This is a genomic window from Bacillus sp. LJBV19 (genome assembly GCF_017797845.1).
Classification (GTDB): Bacteria; Bacillota; Bacilli; order Bacillales; family Bacillaceae; genus Bacillus; species Bacillus velezensis.
In genome coordinates this window covers 534,626-551,110 of the sequence record NZ_CP072563.1, presented here as the reverse complement: position 1 = coordinate 551,110, position 16,485 = coordinate 534,626, and the positions used below count along the sequence as shown (strand labels likewise).

The following is a 16,485-nucleotide window of genomic DNA, read 5'->3' as shown; positions in this document are numbered from 1 at the left end:
ACAGTTTTAAATAAATATACATGTCAGAGGAGAACATCTGATGAAAAATATGATTTTCGCTTTCGAAAGCGACACCCCGAAATACAAACAAATTTACGAGCAATTTAAAACATTGATTGAGCAGGGAAATATTCAGGCAGATGAGCGGCTGCCTTCAATTCGGGAGCTGGCAGATTCCCTGCGGGTAAGCCGCAATACAACGCTGATGGCCTATGATCTGCTTTTAGCGGAGGGATACATTCGCGGAGAAACACGCAAAGGATATTTTGCTAATGAAATAGAACCCTCTTTATTTCAACAAGAAAACGATGTTGTTTACGCTGAGAAAACCGAATCAACTCAGCCGATCCTGATTGATTTTCGTGCCGGAGCCGTCGATCAAAATCATTTTCCTCTGAAAACATGGAGAAAATTATACAATCAAGTTTTGACATCAGAGAAAAGCTTCCTTTACGGTGAACCGTTCGGCGAGAGAGACCTGCGTGAACAAATTGCCGCTTATCTCTTGGAATCCCGCGGAGTGAAAACAGATGCGGATTCCATTATCATCGGCAGCAGCACGCAGCAGATGCTGATATATCTCAGCCGGATTCTGAAAGAGGATTTTTCGGGAATGATCGTTGAAGACCCGGGATTTGACGGTGCCAGAGCGGCTTTTCAATTTCACGGGCTTTCTCTGGAGACGATGCCTGTCTATGAAAACGGAGCTGATTTTTCTCAATTACATGCAATGAAAGAAAAATTAATCTATGTGACCCCTTCCCATCACAGCCCTTACGGCGTAAGCATGTCCATTCAGCAGCGCCAAACTCTGATCAATTGGGTGAATCATAGAGAGGGTTATATTCTTGAGGATGATTATGACAGTGAATTCCGTTATACACAGCAGCCGTTTCCCGCTCTTGCTTCCATTCAATCAGACCGGGTGATTTATTTAGGGAATTTCTCAAAATCCTTTCTTCCGGGCATCCGCATAAGCTATATGGTTTTGCCGCAGCGCATTTTGCACCGGTATAAAAAAAGGTTTATTCATTTCGAAAGCACCGCTTCTTCGCTTAACCAGCTGACCATGGCTGAATTGATGAAGGCCGGTGAATGGACCCGCCATATTAAGCGCATGCGCATTGTTTATAAGCGCAAAATGCAGCACTTGATTTCACATGTAAAGCAGCAGTTCGGCGATCATGTGACGATCATCGGCGAGCAGTCGGGATTGTATATATTGGTGAAAGTTCACCTGAACTGTTCAGAAGAAACATTAATCGAACGCGCTTTTCAGTACGGAGTGAAGGTATATCCTACCGCCGTTTATTTCGTTGCCGAAAAACCCGAACCGCCGATCATAAAGCTGGGTTTCGCCCATCTCGATACGGATCAGATCACACAGGGCGTACAGCTTTTGAGAAATGCTTGGCTGTCATGAAAGAAAAAAGGCGCCGAACGGCGCCTTTTTTTATTTCGTATTTCTTGTGAATTTCGGCAGTCCAAATATGATGGCGGCGATGCCGCAGATTCCGATGAAAACGGGATAGAAAGAGTATGGCAGGATGCTGACGGGTGAAATATTCCCGAATTTTCCGGCTGATAACAGCTGCGCGCCATAAGGAATCAATCCTTGAATCATGCACGAAAAGATATCCAGAATACTTGCCGATTTTCTGTTGTCGATGTTGAATTTATCAGCGATATTCTTTGCAATCGGCCCGGCTGCGATAATCGAGATCGTATTATTGGCCGCAGCCAGATTCGTCACACTGACCAGTCCGGCAATGCCGGTTTCGGCTCCTTTTTTCGAACGGATTCGTTTCGTGATGAACTCCAGTAAAAAGTCAATCCCGCCGTTTTGTTTCATCACGCCGACCATCCCTCCGATCAGCATGGACAGGATGATCAGATCGCTCATTCCGGCAATTCCATCCGTAATCGCCTTAAAATAAGAGTCAAGCGTCAGGCTGCCGCCCGCTAATCCGATGATTCCCGTCAAAACCAATCCGCCGAATATGACAGCCATCACATTAATACCGATTAACGCAAAAACCAACACGGCGACATAAGGGAGCACCTTAATCCAGTTGTAAGATTCAGCACCCGTATGGCCGGCGTGGCCTGCCGGAATAAAAAATAAGATAATAACAGTCACAATGGCAGCAGGCAAAACAATCAGAAAGTTCGTTTTGAATTTATCCATCATTTGTGTTTTTTGCGTCCGGACTGACGCGATGGTCGTATCGGAAATAAAAGAAAGATTATCTCCGAACATAGCTCCGCCGACCACAGCCGCCATCGCAATCGCGCCGGAGATGCCAAGCTCTCCGCTCAGACCCGCGCTGATCGGCGCAACCGCCGCAATCGTGCCCATTGATGTTCCCATTGATATAGAAATAAAACAAGCAATGATAAACAGCCCCGGCAGCAAAAACTGCTGCGGAATAACGCTCAAAGCAAGATTGACAGTTGAATGCACCGCTCCCATTGCTTCAGCCGCTGAAGCAAAGGCACCTGCCAATATAAAAATCATAACCATAATGATAATATCAGGATGTCCCGCACCGGAAGCGAACCATTCTATTTTTTGATTGAGCGATTTCTTCCGGTTAAATAACAGCGCAAAAGCTGACGCAATGATCGCGGCAATCAAGATCGGCAATTTATAAAAATCTCCGGTCACCAGACCAGAGCCGACAAAAAGCCCTACGAATAAGACTAAAGGCAATAACGCCCAAGGGTTCTTTTTATTGTTCATCTGGGTAAACCACCTCTTTTCAGCATTAAAGTCGCTAATCACAGTCTAAGCAACATTTCACACTTTAAAAGTCTGCAGTGAAAAAGTCAAGCTGAAAAAAGGATAAGTAATGATTGATAAGATAGAAAAAGCTGTTTTGTTTCCTCTCTTTAAAAAATAAAAAAACCAAGGCTCGTTTCCTTGGTACATTTCATGCGGCCCGGCGTCCGGGACACCTTCTCTTCATTCAGAAATACATTCAGCTTTCAGTCTGCTTTTAAGTTTCGCTTCATTTTCAAGGATATCTTCGTAATCCTCAATCTTCCTGTTTAATCGTTTTATGGTTTCATCAATTTCCCTCTGTTTCTCCGTCAGCCTTTTCCTTTCATTTATCAGGATGTTTTTTCGGGGTTCGATCGTATGATCGGCTCCTTCAATAAATAAAGCGGTATATTCAATCAGCGCCTCAATCGACAGCCCGGCACTTCTCATGCATTTTATAAATTGAATCCAATTCACATCATCTTCGTCATAATCGCGGATGCCGCTTTCATCGCGTTTTACCGGAGGAATCAGTCCTATACTTTCATAATACCTAAGCGTTGCGGCTGATAACTCAACCTGCTTTGCAGCCTGCGCAATCTTCATATTCTTACCACCCGTCCTTCATACCTTTCATAAGCGTGCCATTATAGAATATCATTTCATAAAAAAATAAACCAAACTCCTTGACTTAAAGTCCGCTTTAACATTTAAAGTAAAACCGAACAAAGGATTCATCACTTTATCTTGGAAAGGAAGATAACCATGTGTAATAATCATCCGACTCGTGTATTAAGCGCTCCGCATGCAAAAGCTAAATTTGAGCGGACGACGATTGAGAGAAGAGCATTACGGCCGCACGATATCCTGATTGATATTAAGTACAGCGGGATTTGTCACTCAGACATCCACAGCGCATTCGATGAATGGGGCGGCGGAATCTTTCCGATGGTTCCCGGGCACGAAATTGCCGGAGTTGTGGAAGCCGTGGGTGAAGACGTCACCACATTTGCCGTCGGCGACCGTGTGGGTGTAGGCTGTTTTGTAGACTCCTGCGGGGAATGTGAATACTGCCTTAACGGAGACGAACAATATTGCACAAAAGGCGTTGTTCAGACTTATAATAACCTGGACTACGACGGAAACCCTACATACGGCGGCTACAGCCAGAAAATAGTTGTCACTGACAGATTCGTTGTCCGGATTCCCGATCAGCTGGATTTGGATGCTGCCAGCCCGCTATTGTGCGCGGGCATTACCACGTATTCTCCGCTGAAACACTGGAATGCCGGCCCCGGCAAAAAAGTGGCGATTGTCGGAATGGGCGGGCTCGGACATTTAGCCGTTCAATTCGCGCACGCTTTAGGCGCAGAGGTCACCGTCCTCAGCCGCTCAATGAACAAAAAAGACGAAGCGCTTGAATTTGGAGCCGATCATTACTTTGCAACAAGCGATCCGGATACATTTACTGAGCTGGCCGGACGTTTTGATCTTATTTTAAATACAGTATCCGCGAACCTTGACGTAGATGCCTACTTATCTCTGCTTCGCATTGACGGTACATTGGTAAATGTGGGGGCGCCCGCTAAGCCGGATTCATACAGTGTGTTCTCTTTAATCACGGGTCGCCGCAGCATTGCGGGTTCACTCGTCGGCGGTATTCCGCAGACTCAGGAGATGCTTGATTTCGCCGCCGAGCACGGCATTGCTCCTAAAATTGAAGTGATACCGGCCAATCAAGTCGACGAAGCGTACGAACGGGTTCTCCAAAGCGATGTCCGCTACCGTTTCGTCATTGACATTGCAACTTTATAATTCTCATAAAAACATACCAATATCTATTGGTATGTTTTTTTCTGTTCAGATTATTTTTTATTTCAGCAGCCATCCGGGCACCGCTTTTATATAAACCAATTCGCCTATCAGCTCAACAATCGTCTGTGTGACGATAACAGCGGCGGCTAATGAGGCCCAAGCATCCGGCAAAGCCAGCGCTAACGGAAGGACTGCGAGTGAATTTCTTGTGCCCGTGCTGAAGATCAATGCTCTTCCTTCACCTGTATCCAGACGGAACGCATTTGCGATAAACCGGGAGACAAACGGCATAATGAGCAGGAATAACAGATAGATCGGGATCACACGTAGAATGATGTCAGCATCACTGATGACCTTGCCGATTTGTGTGGCGACGACCGCCAGTAAGACCAGAGCCATAAAAGGAACAGGCAGCCACGCCGTCCATTCCAGCACCTTTTCTCCCGCCGGCTTCTTATCAGCCCATAATTGAGTCATCACCGCCGCCAGCAGCGGCACTGCTATTAACAATAAGAATGCTTCCAGAAACGGTTCCGCATGAACAGCTCCTATCACTTCTTTCCCGATAAACAGCCACAAGTATAACGGAAGCAATACCATCTGAACGGCGAACAAAACCGGCGTGGAAGCCAGTATTAATCTCTCATTTCCTTTGCCGAGCTGAGTAAAGACGATGACGTAATCAATACAAGGTGTAAGCAATACCAAACAAACCCCTAATAATATAGGAGGAGATTGAGGAAAAATGGCGGTTAACACCCATACAACGACAGGTACAGCTAAGAAATTACCGATCAGTAAAGCCGCCATAAACTTGAGGTTTGACAAGGCTTCCCTCAGCTTCAAGAATGGGATTTGGGCAAACATGGCATACATGAGAACAGCGATAAACGGTGATATCGTCCATCCCCAGCGAAGTCCTGAATCTTTCCCGGCGATCCCCGCTATTCCTCCGATCACAAGAGTCACACCATATATCCAAATTTGCTGTTTTTCTAATGTCTCTCTGGTTATTTTCATTGGCTGACACCTCTTCCCCGCCCATTATACCTTCTTTTCTGCCGGAATTAAAAAACACCAAGGGTCTGTGACACTTGGTGTTTTCAGGACGCGTGTTATTGTTGTCAAAACCGCTTACGAAAGCTTATTTGTGTTCTCTGTCCTGCCAACGAATAAGGTGACCGCAACACTGGCTGAACTGACCAAAGTTCCCAGGACGGCAGCAAGAATTGTCAAAAAGCCATTGGGGATCAGAAATCCAATCGGAATGAGCCCCGCAAACGTGAGGACGATAAAACATTGATAGACTCCGGATATGATTCTCATAACCAAGCTGCCAAAAAAGGACATGACGAATGGCGGAATGAACAAACATAAGATGATTCCGAGCGAGATCAATAAAATCATAGGCTCGTCAAAAGAAATGACACGATCGCCGGGAGACTCTTCAGCAGCCGCGAATACAGCAAATATAGACATTATCAGCGTAAGAAAAACAAGAAAAAACCTTTTCAGCAACGTTATGACTCCTTTTTTATAAAAACGGGTATCTTTTTTTCAATCACGATAACCATTTTATGTTATCAAATGAAATAATATGAAGTCAAACCGAGTTCTGCACCTGATTTATCGGTTCTTATTTTTTTGATAATTTCCATATAATTGTCCGCAAGCAGCATCTATATCAATGCCAAATTGACTTCTGACGGTCACGTTAATTCCTGCTGACTTTAATTTTTTATAGAAGTTTACAACTTGTTTCTCATTTACTTCTTCAAATCTCATAGGTGAACTAACAGTCGGGTTATATCTAATGATGTTTACATGGAACAAGTTCCCTCTCTTATATCTGCTTCTTAAAAGACGTACTACTTCATTCGCATGATCAATAGAATCATTAACTCCCGGCAGCATAATATAAGCAATATAAACTTTTCTTGAGGTCACACGTATATGCTCATCTAATGTGTCCATTACCTCCAATAACGGGAAGCGTTCATTTATCGGCATTAACTTGCTTCGCTGTTCATTAAAAGGAGAATGTAATGAAAACGTCAGGTTGACCTGCGGATAATCCTGAGTGATTTTTTTAATGCCCGGAATAATACCTATGGTCGAAATAGATAACCGACGAGGGCTTAAAGCAAACAACTCCGGATTTGTAAGCACATGTAAAGCATCAAAAACTTGTACATTCGCTAATGCTTCTCCCATTCCCATAAAAGAAATACTGTCAATTGAATGTCCTTTTAAGTGAAAGTACAAAATTTGGTCAGTCATTTCATCTGATGTTAAGCTGCGTTTTAAACCAATATCTCCTGTTGCACAAAATGTACAGCCAAAATGACAGCCGCACTGCGAGGATATACAAAATGACTCCCAGCCAGCTTTATATTTCATATTGACCGTTTCTATTTTTTCGTCTCCTGAAATTTCAAATAAGACTTTTGTTACTTGCTCAGAATGCTGCACTTTTAAAGCAGCAATATTTAAAATTGACTCTCCAAACTCATTCATTAACAATTTTCTCAAGGATTTAGGAAGAACCGTTATTTCATTAAAATGATTTATTCTCCCTTTGAACACAGCATTTTTGATTTGATTCATTCTAAAATCAGGAAATTTATTTTGCTTCAGGAACTCTTGAATTCTTATATACTTGTTTTTTTGTTGCATGTTTTCTCATCCTTCCATAAAACTCTGGTTTGTTTGAGTAAATAGAAGGGAGTGATCATCTAACCTTTTTTTAAAATCAGGCACAAAAAAACACCGACACAATTATCGGTGTTACGCTTAAATAACATCATGCACAAATAAACAAGGACATTATGTCATTGGATTATCGTTTATTTGACATAGAGAAAAAGCACCGATAACTGTTTTTGTATGATGATTTGGCTTAAAAAAGGACAGACTGCTCCCTTTATCCGCCAAGATGTTTCCAATTTTTGCATTTTCACCATACAAAATTCCATAAATCGTTATCATCGCTTTCACCTCTTTCTTGTCAATATTAGCAATAATCACCATATCATAAGGGTTCCCTTATGTAAAGTTAAACAAATGCTTACGCCCCCGCTAATGACAGTATTATATAACTTGCTTATTAAGCCTAATCCAAGTACAGAAAGCGCGCTGATCACATGTTTCACTTATCCGCGACGGAACATTTCTTATATAATGGGTGACCGGCAGCTGCCTGCTTGAATCCCAATCTTCTTATAGTGATTTTTTATATTCATGACAGTATGATGATTTGTCACTTCAGCAATCAGATCGTTTATTCGATCCAGATTAATCGGTTTATTTTCTGATAAGCTGCTGAAGCTTTCTCTGATTTCTTCAGGATAGACATTTCCGGCCATGCTTGACAGGCCGTTACACCCGTTACTCAGCATCTTCGGAAATTCAACGTCTCCTGCCGCAAACAAAATAAAGTGATCAGGGAACTCTGTTTGTTTATGACGCAGAACGTCTCCTCCTTCTTTCAGCCCCCTTATCCCGGGATGCCGGCTTATTAAGTCTTTAAGCGCTTTCTCACTCAGATTAAAACCGGTCCGGCCGGGGTTATTATAAAGCACAGCCTCTTTTGAGGTATGACTGAGAAGTTCGTCAACGTAATAAACGGCTTGCTGCTGTGTCGGTCTTATATAAGGAGGAAAACCAATCAGTACAGAATCAATATTGGTTTTCTCGATGTGTTTCATCAGTTTGACGGCATCACTGGTTCTTACGGCTGAAACACCGAACATCAGTTCAACATCTTCAAATTTTCGCTGATTAACATACTCAATGATCTGAAGACGCTCATCTATGCTGAGTGAATGCTGTTCACCAGTCGTGCCGCATATGAGTAACGAATGGATACCGCTGTTTTTCAAATGTTCGACAATAGCATCAAATCCTTCTAAATATAAACTTTCATCTTCATGAAAAGGCGTAGGGATAGCAACATTAAAATTTCGCATGAGAATGTCCTCCAAGTACATATTCTTGAATATCTGCAGAGTATCATATAACACTGTCTGACATTTAAAAAGGTACAGTTTCAGAAAACTCGACATGTCAGATGTAAAGGCCGGCACACAAAAAAAGCAGGCAAAGAGAGCCTGCTTCATAGCTTCGTCTTACAGCGGCCCATTCCCCGGATGGCTTGACAAATATGAGTAATAAGGCAAACTGAATATAAAAATTGTGCTAATGAGGCGGGGTTAATGATTTTAGATTTAAAAGGTGAAATGCATATGGACCATCTTGTGGGAATGCTGTATTCTGCCGTTAATGAAAATTACAGCCGCTTAATATCCGCAGGAGATTGATTATAAAGGACCAAATCAAACATACAATAGTACAGCTCAGCTAATAAGACACTTAGCATATGTTGATCTCAACTGGATATTCAGAATAAAGGGTGAACCGATACCAAAGCAGCTTGAAGAGAAGTATGGACCAATGTTAGATCAGAACAATAAGATCCCTTTCATTTCCGGTGTTTCATTAAAACAAATCTCACTGATTATGAAAAAGTATTCAGCATGTTTAAGTCTGTTTGTTATCAATTAACTGACGATCAGCTGAATCATACAGTAGATTATGAAGCAGAAAAACAAGCAACCATTCAATGGGGAATATGGCATATGGCAGACCATAATAGATATCATCAAGCTCATATTCATCAGCTTCGCAAATGGTTTGAAGAGAAACAGAAACTTGGCAGTTAAAGCCGCTTATTAGGAGGAGCAAGGATAAATTCATTACAAATGTCTATTTTCACTGACTGCCAATCAATTAAAATGGTCAGACAAAAAAACCACATTTGCTGTTGAAAAGTTGTGGAATAAAGCATCGCATCAACTGCACTATGACAAGCTGAACCCGTTAATTATTTTGTGTTTCAGCCATTCAATCGCTTTATTTCATCATGCTGTCCCAATACCATTTTTTCTATAGTCTTTGCAGCAGCAAAGTCCTCTGGAATCCTACTAATCTTCCGCAGCCGCTGCATCGGCCTTTGTCACATGAACTGTACCAAACGGATGGTTGGGAGGAGCATAAATTGAATATAGTTTTAACGGCGTATTACCCGTATTAATAACATTGTGCCAAGTGCCGGCAGGGACAACAATGGCATAATCATCATAGACATTTCTTCGGAAACTTAAATTATCTTTACTCTTGCCCATTTTAACTATCCCTCGGCCTTGCTCAATCCGTAAGAATTGATCTACGTGAGGATGGATCTCCAAACCGATATCTTCTCCAATACCAAGACTCATCAAAGTAATTTGAAAATGCTTTCCTGTCCATAGTGCCGTACGGAACGTATTGTTTTGTTTTGCGGCTTTATTAATATTCACAACAAATGGTTTTGGTCCATAATCTTTCAAGAGAAGGTTTCTATCTTCGTATGAAGGATCATAGTTATTTGGAAAAGTCCAATAAACAGATCTTCCATCGCTATACATCGGTACATTCACACAATAATAACATTGATGCGAAAAAGGTATATAATACATTTTTCATCCCCGCAATTTTAAATTTTTGTGATATTATCCTATGCTTTTTGTATGAGAGTGTGCCGCACTAAGAAATTCCCTTGTTCAGCCTAAAAGACTTAAGTTAGCAGAAACGTTTTGGCCACAAAATCCGTTTGCATAAAAAATACCAACTGAATATGCGCGGACTAAAATAGTTGCACTGATGGATTCATTTAGGCACATGCCCTTATCAAAAACAATCTGGGTGCATATCCTGCTCCTAAAAGTCATTCATAAAGGGAGTTTAGATATGTATTATGATTATTATCCGTATTATGTATATGATTACAGACAGCAGCCTGATTTAAGTCAGGCAAATCATAAAATGCGAAGCCATTTATCTGCGATTCAACAAATTCCAATACACTCGTCCTCCTTTCAACAATCAATGGCTGCGGTAGTGAAACACTTGCAGGCTGTCAGCAGAGCACTCGCTCTGGGATGCGGTATGAGTTCAGAATTCAGATTTCTTCCAGACACTTGGGGATTACGAGAACTTCATACTGTACACGCAAAATATCTTACTCCGTTGAGCTATCACGTTTATTCCGCTTTAGGCGCAGCAGAGCTTCTCGCCTCCGGACAAGGCCGGGCTCCTCATTTTCCTCTTATGGTTGGCTGCATGAATTCAATACTTCGTCTATAGTCAAACTTCCCCGCAGCGATAGCAGACCTGCGAAGAGCAGCCGGTCATCAATACGCGTCATCTGTAGACGAGGCGGAAAATCTCCTAAGACCAATGGTTCCAGCCACACAACAGGCATTATCCATCAGTGAATCTGCAGTGAGTCCGGCTATTTGGCAGGCTTCCTTACGTGCCGCGCAGTTAGCTCGGGAAGTACGTCAGAATGTTGCACAATCAATGAGTCAGGGATCTTCTTATTAATGATTTTTTCGGCTTTACACAGTCACATAACCGGACTTATTCAACACAAAAAAGAGCAGTAAACACGTAAGTTACTGCTCTCCTCAGTCTATCCGCCATTCATTTGTTTTACAATGTATTCAGCATCATTTCCTACACCTTGAAGCAGCGCTGAACCTCGCCTATGCTGCCAAGGCAAACCAATAAAGTACAATCCTTCCACAGCTGAAACACCCCGGTGATGTATAATTCGGCCTTCCTTATCCAAAACGCCTTCTATTTTCATCCAACAAAGCGGATTCTTAAAACCAGTTGCCCAAATGATATTGTTTACTTCTAATGAAGATGAATCTTTAAAAATGATTTCATTTTGCTTTCCGGCTATGACTCTTTGTTTTAAGATGATCTTCTTCTGTCTTATTGCATGTTTTAATTCATACCCAAATATGGGGTCGCCTTTCTTTTGAATGAACTTGCCTACTATTGATGTATGACTTGCATGTAAAACTCCTAATTTATCAAACCACCAAAAGATGCTTCTTTTTCCAATCCATAAAGGGAAATAAGCCGGTTTATTACTGCAAGCCAAATATGTAACTCTTTCTTTGGATAATTCAACAGCTATCTGAGCTCCGCTATTCCCGCCGCCGACTACCAGTACATTCCCAGGCGCCAGTTGTTTTGAATGTTTATATTGTGAAGAATGTAATTGATGAATATGATCGGCTACATCCCTTGATATTGATGGAATGTTAGGGGTATGAAAAGGACCTGCGGCCATCACAAGATTCTTCGTTTGATATTCTTCCCGGTTTGTTTTTATTAAGAAATCGTTCTTTAATTTTTGGACACTTATTACTTCTGTCCGTAATTGGATCGGGATTTCAAATCTTTTAACATATTTTTTCAGATAAGCAGCAATTTCATTTTTTGAAGGGAGTCCATGCTTGTCTCCTTCAAGCGGCATTCCAGGCAAAGAGCTGTACATTCGAGAAGTAAATAAAACCAATGAGTCATACCGGTTTTTCCAGCTTTCTCCCACTTCATGACTTTTATCCAAAATGATAAACTTTTGTTTCGACTTCTTTAGATAATATCCTACTGAGATTCCTGCCTGACCGGCTCCGATTACTATCGTGTCGTACATATGAATCCCCCCTCCGGTTTTATCTTAATTGTCAGCAGACAAGTGAGTCCCTATTTCCTCCTTTAATGATGATGGTCACGCGGATTCTCAGTTTGGGCCTGACAAAGAATCGTATTGTCGTGATTATGCGCTGCTGTTTCCATTTGAATGGTTACATGTGTAATGCCTTTGTCTCCAAGTTCATGTTCAATTTTGCGTAAAATACTTTCACTTTCAGAAATGGTCAGTTGATCGTTAACAACAGCGTGGCAGGAAAGAGCATTCAATCCGCTTGTGATAGACCATATGTGCAAATCATGAATGCTTTGAATTCCTTCTGTCTCTTCAATTGTATGAATGATGTCAGTGACATTGATATTTTCCGGAGTTCCTTCCATTAATACGTGAATGGAGTCTTTCGTCACATGGTAACCGCTTTTCAGAACAAGAATAGCCACAATGACACTGGCCGCTGGATCTGCCCAGCTCCACCCGAAGAAGATGATAAGAATCGCAGCCAGTATGGCACCTACAGATCCGAGCATGTCACTTATCACATGTAAGTAAGCCCCTCTTATGTTCAGGTTATTCTTTGTATCTCCGCCGTTCAGCATAATCCAAGCGACCAATATATTCACAGCTAACCCGATGATACTAATCGTCAGCATGCCGGTTGTTGCTACCTCCGGCGGATGAGAGAAACGTTTGATTGCTTCATAAATGATATAAAGGGAAATCACTATTAATGCAACACCGTTTATCACAGCTGCGAGAATCTCAAATCGTTTGTAGCCGAATGTCTTATGATGACTTGCCTTTTTTTCGGCCAATTTAAAAGCAATCAGAGCAACCATTAATGAGATCGAGTCACTCAGCATATGGCCTGCATCTGACAAAAGCGCTAAACTATTGGTTAAGAATCCGCCTATCGCTTCTATTATCATATAACCTGTAATCACGATAAAAGAGATCAATAAAACCTTCTTATTGGACCCGCCAGCGTGATTGTGATTGTGACCCATAAAAATCTCCTCCTTATCTCATACACTGCATTTATTATTTCTTTTCTGTTATGAAGCATTCTAACACGGACACAAAAATAACCGTATATGATTATGTGCTCATATATGAATATATAGGTTCTTTACTGAAATGTCAAAATCTTTTCAATGAAAATGTCCAATACTTTATATTGCTCTTAATCAATGATTGCTATGAAGCCGCGGATTACAGTAATTACTTCAGGCGCAGACAATTTAGAAAAATCGCTGCACTTCTATTGGGACGGCCTCGGACTACCTACAGAAGGAATAGCCGGTACAGATTTGAACATGGCGCAGTTGCTTACTTGCAAACGGGACTGAAACTTGCTCTTTGGAACCGCAAAGACATCGCACATGAATCAAACGTTACGTTAACTGCTCCAAGCCCTGCGGAATTTACATGAGGACATAACGTCAGCAGTAAAGCTGAAGTCGATAAAGTCATGGAACAGGCAAAACAGGCAGGAGCAACGATAACTGATCCCGCTCATGATGCTTTTTGGGGCGGATACGCCGATCACTTCCAAGACCCCGATGGACACTTATGGGAAATCGTTTGGAATCCGCACTGGGATATAAGTGAATAACCACATTTCAGAAATGAAAACAACAATAAAAACACACCTGAATGTTCTGGTGTGCTCCAATAATGATGTTTAGAATGCAAACGCAGCATTTTATTTTGTTTCCCAAAACGATCAAACTATTTATACGATGGCGGGATGCTTTGCGGAAAACGGAATACATTTTCGGGATCGTATTTCGCCTTTATTCTTTGAAGCCTTGCAAAGTTTGAGCCATAATATGCTTTTCCGAAGTTCTCGATATTTTGATCCGGAACATTTACATAAGAACCTGTTACATATGGTTTCATCAGCTGACGCACTCTTTCAACTGATGCAAGATTCGAAGCTTCTTGTGATTTATTTTTCCAACTAGCCGTCCATTCCGTATAAAACAATGGCCGGCGCCAATAGAAGGCTGTTTCACTGCTTGAAACTCTGCTTATCGCGCCGCCCCAATTGATAAAAAAGAAATTGGTTTCTGTCCCAGTCGCTTTTTCTAAAAATTGTCTCATTACTGCAATAGGTTCTTCCGGCCAAAGATTGAGCGCCCACGCCGAGGAGAATTTTACACTCTGATCAGATCTGCCGGGAATCGGTTCGTCAGGATCTAAGAAATCTATACAATCCGGGTAGTATAGTGTTTTGATTACTGTTTGTGCCGGCGTTCCGGCATTTAATAAAGGTTTTAATAATTGAACCAGCTCTGGTTTTGAACCGAGGAACAATCCTTCCGCATGGCACAAGCCATTTACTTTGCTGTAAATCTCAAGGTAGCATCCTAATCGTTCGTCTGTAAACGGCGCCCATTTTTGCCACGCTTTAAATACCGTTTCTAACTGTTCCCACGGCCAAATAATATTAAAGACGGTTGCGGTTTTAGGGGCACGGTGAACTTTGAACGTATATTGGGTGTTATATCCGAAATTGCCTCCCCCGCCGCCTCTGGAAGCCCACAGTGAATCTTCATTGCGGGATTGATTTGCTTGAATAATCCTGCCTTTGGCATCTACCATTTTCAGTGCGAGAAGGTTATCGCTTATCAGGCCGATCGATCGTGAAAGCACTCCAAATCCGCCTCCCATCGTGATTCCTCCGATTCCGACGGTTGGACTGTCTCCGAACGGGGCCATAAAACCTTCCCGAGCTAAACCTTTTACAAGCGGGCCGACGTGAATGCCGGTTTGAACGGTTGCTACCGCGTTTTTTTCATCTAAGAAAACTTTATTCATGTCACTCACATCAATAACAATCCCATCACTTACCGTGGAAAGATTTTTATCCAGAGCATGGCGGCCGCTTCTGACACGCATAGGCACATTCTTCTCACGAGCCCATTTAATAGCATTACTTACATCGTATGAATTTTGTGCAAAAACAAAGACAAGCGGACAGACATCAACATAAGGGTTCCAATTCTTAACCGCCTGTGTATAGCCGGGGTCCCCTTTGAAGATGACGCGTCCTGTTAACTGTGCTGATCCCATCTATTTCACTCCCAATAAGCATTTGATTCCGATACCAGTATATGTAGGAATTGGACAAATTCTTAGACAGATGATCTGCAAACTTAAAAATAGATACCTATACGCGAAGATGAGATAAAAACAAAAAAAACAAGAGCGGCAAGCTGCCGAAACTCTTGTCTCTCCTGCCTTTTTGTCATGATAGGCACTTACATTTATTGGCGTGATATCCCGACCTGACTATGGAAGTCCATAGAAAATTATGTTTGCCCTGCCATGCGTGGTTCTGCTGAGACACCGGCTGAGCAACCTTTCTGTTTGATCCCCCGACAAGAATCTTTTTCTTTATCGTTTTTGCACCCCTGTACGGGTAAAATCAATACACATGAATTTTATCTTTTACATGATGAAAAGCTCTTATTTTTTCTTCTTGTGCTTACGTTTGCAATCATGTTTTTTCTCTTTCTTATGACGTTTTTTACATTTCGCTTTTGCTGCTAATTTTGCCGCTTTTACCTTTGCTTCTGCTGCTCGGGCTCTTGCTTCTTCCGCTCTTGCTATTGCCTCTTCCGCTCTGGCTCTCGCTTCTGCTTCTCTTGCTGCTTCCGCTCTTGCTTCGTCGTCCGCCATATCAAAATCATGGCCAAGGTCACAGGCTTCGTTGTATGGCTTTTTCTTCTGAACGTACTGTTGATCTTCACCTTCGTTATAATACATTACGCCACTCCTTCTCGCATTTTTTAATCTCTTCATACTATGTAAATAAAAAACCCCAGCTTGGACTATTATGTTGATGAACCGGCACATTTTAGGGCAATTTTCATTTATCGATGCAACAGATTCTGGATGCTTGATGAAACTTAAATGATTTATGATAAGCAGCGTAAAAAGAGAGACTGCGAAAAAGGATGCTGCGCGCTGCAGCATCCTTCTGTACCAACTTTTTGTGTTTTTGACTTTTAGTTTGCTTGCTGTGTTTGTTTTACTGGTTCTTTGCTAAAAAGTCCGACAATGTTCCACAAGATAATTGCAGCAGCTATGATCAAACGAGCCGTACTGACTTCTTGGTTAGTAAACAATTTATAGCCATATATTGATCCCAATGCTGCTATGCAAAAAATATTGAACCATTTACTCCAACGCAATTAGAAAACTCCTTATAAAATGATTACATTTCCAAACAATGTATTATAATATTAACAAAATTTTTCAATATTTAACCTTAAATTTTTCTTAAGTGTCGTTCAAGTAAAAATCATTATTACTATTTTGTTTTTTCCTTGAAGAACGAGTACCTTACCTCTTC

General features: G+C 41.7%; 16 protein-coding genes and 2 pseudogenes. 5 read left to right on the top strand and 13 right to left on the bottom strand.

Annotated elements, in window-relative coordinates; translation table 11 throughout:
- Nucleotides 1-40: 40 nt before the first annotated feature.
- On the top strand, nt 41-1,423 hold the full coding sequence (gene pdxR / locus J6600_RS02810; RefSeq protein ID WP_061861896.1) for a MocR-like pyridoxine biosynthesis transcription factor PdxR: 1,383 nt from the start codon (nt 41-43) through the stop codon (nt 1,421-1,423).
- A gap of 30 nt (nt 1,424-1,453) precedes the next feature.
- On the opposite strand, the gene J6600_RS02805 is transcribed toward pdxR, so the two are convergent.
- Together J6600_RS02805 and J6600_RS02800 are read right to left on the bottom strand one after the other, a co-directional pair.
- On the bottom strand, nt 1,454-2,743 hold the full coding sequence (locus tag J6600_RS02805) for a Na+/H+ antiporter NhaC family protein (RefSeq protein ID WP_209387929.1): 1,290 nt from the start codon (nt 2,741-2,743) through the stop codon (nt 1,454-1,456).
- Between the two features lie 222 nt (nt 2,744-2,965).
- On the bottom strand, nt 2,966-3,370 hold the full coding sequence (locus J6600_RS02800) for a MerR family transcriptional regulator (protein ID WP_022552661.1): 405 nt from the start codon (nt 3,368-3,370) through the stop codon (nt 2,966-2,968).
- Between the two features lie 159 nt (nt 3,371-3,529).
- Between J6600_RS02800 and J6600_RS02795 the strand changes: the two genes are divergently transcribed.
- Entirely contained in the window at nt 3,530-4,579 is a 1,050-nt protein-coding gene (locus J6600_RS02795) for an NAD(P)-dependent alcohol dehydrogenase (RefSeq protein WP_061861894.1), read from the top strand.
- 57 nt (nt 4,580-4,636) lie between these two features.
- On the opposite strand, the gene J6600_RS02790 is transcribed toward J6600_RS02795, so the two are convergent.
- From J6600_RS02790 to J6600_RS02770, 5 genes are all read right to left on the bottom strand, one after another.
- Nucleotides 4,637-5,599, bottom strand: a complete 963-nt coding sequence (locus tag J6600_RS02790) for an arsenic resistance protein (RefSeq protein WP_209387928.1) — start codon at nt 5,597-5,599, stop codon at nt 4,637-4,639.
- A gap of 114 nt (nt 5,600-5,713) precedes the next feature.
- A complete protein-coding gene (locus J6600_RS02785; RefSeq protein WP_209387927.1) occupies nt 5,714-6,097 on the bottom strand; it encodes a hypothetical protein in 384 nt (127 codons plus the stop codon).
- Between the two features lie 108 nt (nt 6,098-6,205).
- The gene (locus tag J6600_RS02780; protein ID WP_017419193.1) at nt 6,206-7,255 is read right to left on the bottom strand and encodes a Cfr family 23S rRNA (adenine(2503)-C(8))-methyltransferase; all 1,050 of its coding nucleotides are present in this window, start codon (nt 7,253-7,255) and stop codon (nt 6,206-6,208) included.
- Nucleotides 7,256-7,405: 150 nt separating this feature from the next.
- The gene (locus tag J6600_RS02775) at nt 7,406-7,609 is read right to left on the bottom strand and encodes a hypothetical protein (protein ID WP_017419194.1); all 204 of its coding nucleotides are present in this window, start codon (nt 7,607-7,609) and stop codon (nt 7,406-7,408) included.
- A gap of 143 nt (nt 7,610-7,752) precedes the next feature.
- A complete protein-coding gene (locus tag J6600_RS02770; RefSeq protein WP_003156098.1) occupies nt 7,753-8,547 on the bottom strand; it encodes a dihydrodipicolinate synthase family protein in 795 nt (264 codons plus the stop codon).
- Between the two features lie 246 nt (nt 8,548-8,793).
- Between J6600_RS02770 and J6600_RS02765 the strand changes: the two are divergent.
- A pseudogene (locus J6600_RS02765) lies at nt 8,794-9,300 on the top strand (DinB family protein).
- A 261-nt stretch (nt 9,301-9,561) separates the two neighbouring features.
- Here J6600_RS02765 and J6600_RS02760 read toward each other — a convergent pair.
- Complete coding sequence (locus J6600_RS02760; protein ID WP_129091647.1) at nt 9,562-10,095, bottom strand: cupin domain-containing protein; 534 nt, start codon at nt 10,093-10,095, stop codon at nt 9,562-9,564.
- Nucleotides 10,096-10,366: 271 nt separating this feature from the next.
- Between J6600_RS02760 and J6600_RS19505 the strand changes: the two genes are divergently transcribed.
- Nucleotides 10,367-10,762: a hypothetical protein gene (locus tag J6600_RS19505; RefSeq protein ID WP_245207599.1), complete on the top strand. Its 396-nt coding sequence runs from the start codon at nt 10,367-10,369 to the stop codon at nt 10,760-10,762.
- 328 nt (nt 10,763-11,090) lie between these two features.
- Here J6600_RS19505 and J6600_RS02750 read toward each other — a convergent pair whose 3' ends face one another.
- Together J6600_RS02750 and J6600_RS02745 are read right to left on the bottom strand one after the other, a co-directional pair.
- The gene (locus tag J6600_RS02750) at nt 11,091-12,128 is read right to left on the bottom strand and encodes a flavin-containing monooxygenase (protein WP_209387926.1); all 1,038 of its coding nucleotides are present in this window, start codon (nt 12,126-12,128) and stop codon (nt 11,091-11,093) included.
- A 62-nt stretch (nt 12,129-12,190) separates the two neighbouring features.
- Nucleotides 12,191-13,129 carry a cation diffusion facilitator family transporter gene (locus tag J6600_RS02745; RefSeq protein ID WP_209387925.1) on the bottom strand — a complete coding sequence of 313 codons (939 nt, stop codon included), beginning with the start codon at nt 13,127-13,129 and terminating at the stop codon, nt 12,191-12,193.
- Between the two features lie 192 nt (nt 13,130-13,321).
- On the opposite strand from J6600_RS02745, the pseudogene J6600_RS02740 reads away from it, so the two are divergent.
- Nucleotides 13,322-13,737, top strand: a pseudogene (locus J6600_RS02740) (VOC family protein).
- 116 nt (nt 13,738-13,853) lie between these two features.
- On the opposite strand, the gene J6600_RS02735 reads toward J6600_RS02740, so the two are convergent.
- The 3 genes from J6600_RS02735 to J6600_RS02725 all read right to left on the bottom strand — a co-directional run bounded on the left by J6600_RS02735 (nt 13,854) and on the right by J6600_RS02725 (nt 16,324).
- Nucleotides 13,854-15,200 (bottom strand): FAD-binding oxidoreductase, encoded by a 1,347-nt coding sequence (locus tag J6600_RS02735; protein WP_209387924.1) that lies wholly within the window; start codon nt 15,198-15,200, stop codon nt 13,854-13,856.
- Between the two features lie 396 nt (nt 15,201-15,596).
- On the bottom strand, nt 15,597-15,896 hold the full coding sequence (locus tag J6600_RS02730) for a hypothetical protein (protein ID WP_017419202.1): 300 nt from the start codon (nt 15,894-15,896) through the stop codon (nt 15,597-15,599).
- Between the two features lie 242 nt (nt 15,897-16,138).
- Entirely contained in the window at nt 16,139-16,324 is a 186-nt protein-coding gene (locus J6600_RS02725; protein ID WP_017419203.1) for a hypothetical protein, read from the bottom strand.
- Between the last annotated feature and the right edge of the window lie 161 nt (nt 16,325-16,485).

Bases quoted from the DNA above. Each gene is read 5' to 3' on its own strand.
- J6600_RS02730 (WP_017419202.1), bottom strand. From the start codon at position 15,896: ATGTATTATAACGAAGGTGAAGATCAACAGTACGTTCAGAAGAAAAAG.
- J6600_RS02760 (WP_129091647.1), bottom strand. From the start codon at position 10,095: ATGTATTATATACCTTTTTCGCATCAATGTTATTATTGTGTGAATGTA.
- J6600_RS02805 (WP_209387929.1), bottom strand. From the start codon at position 2,743: ATGAACAATAAAAAGAACCCTTGGGCGTTATTGCCTTTAGTCTTATTC.
- J6600_RS02790 (WP_209387928.1), bottom strand. From the start codon at position 5,599: ATGAAAATAACCAGAGAGACATTAGAAAAACAGCAAATTTGGATATAT.
- J6600_RS02735 (WP_209387924.1), bottom strand. From the start codon at position 15,200: ATGGGATCAGCACAGTTAACAGGACGCGTCATCTTCAAAGGGGACCCC.
- J6600_RS19505 (WP_245207599.1), top strand. From the start codon at position 10,367: ATGTATTATGATTATTATCCGTATTATGTATATGATTACAGACAGCAG.
- pdxR (WP_061861896.1), top strand. From the start codon at position 41: ATGAAAAATATGATTTTCGCTTTCGAAAGCGACACCCCGAAATACAAA.
- J6600_RS02750 (WP_209387926.1), bottom strand. From the start codon at position 12,128: ATGTACGACACGATAGTAATCGGAGCCGGTCAGGCAGGAATCTCAGTA.
- J6600_RS02800 (WP_022552661.1), bottom strand. From the start codon at position 3,370: ATGAAGATTGCGCAGGCTGCAAAGCAGGTTGAGTTATCAGCCGCAACG.
- J6600_RS02770 (WP_003156098.1), bottom strand. From the start codon at position 8,547: ATGCGAAATTTTAATGTTGCTATCCCTACGCCTTTTCATGAAGATGAA.
- J6600_RS02780 (WP_017419193.1), bottom strand. From the start codon at position 7,255: ATGCAACAAAAAAACAAGTATATAAGAATTCAAGAGTTCCTGAAGCAA.
- J6600_RS02745 (WP_209387925.1), bottom strand. From the start codon at position 13,129: ATGGGTCACAATCACAATCACGCTGGCGGGTCCAATAAGAAGGTTTTA.
- J6600_RS02775 (WP_017419194.1), bottom strand. From the start codon at position 7,609: ATGGTGATTATTGCTAATATTGACAAGAAAGAGGTGAAAGCGATGATA.
- J6600_RS02795 (WP_061861894.1), top strand. From the start codon at position 3,530: ATGTGTAATAATCATCCGACTCGTGTATTAAGCGCTCCGCATGCAAAA.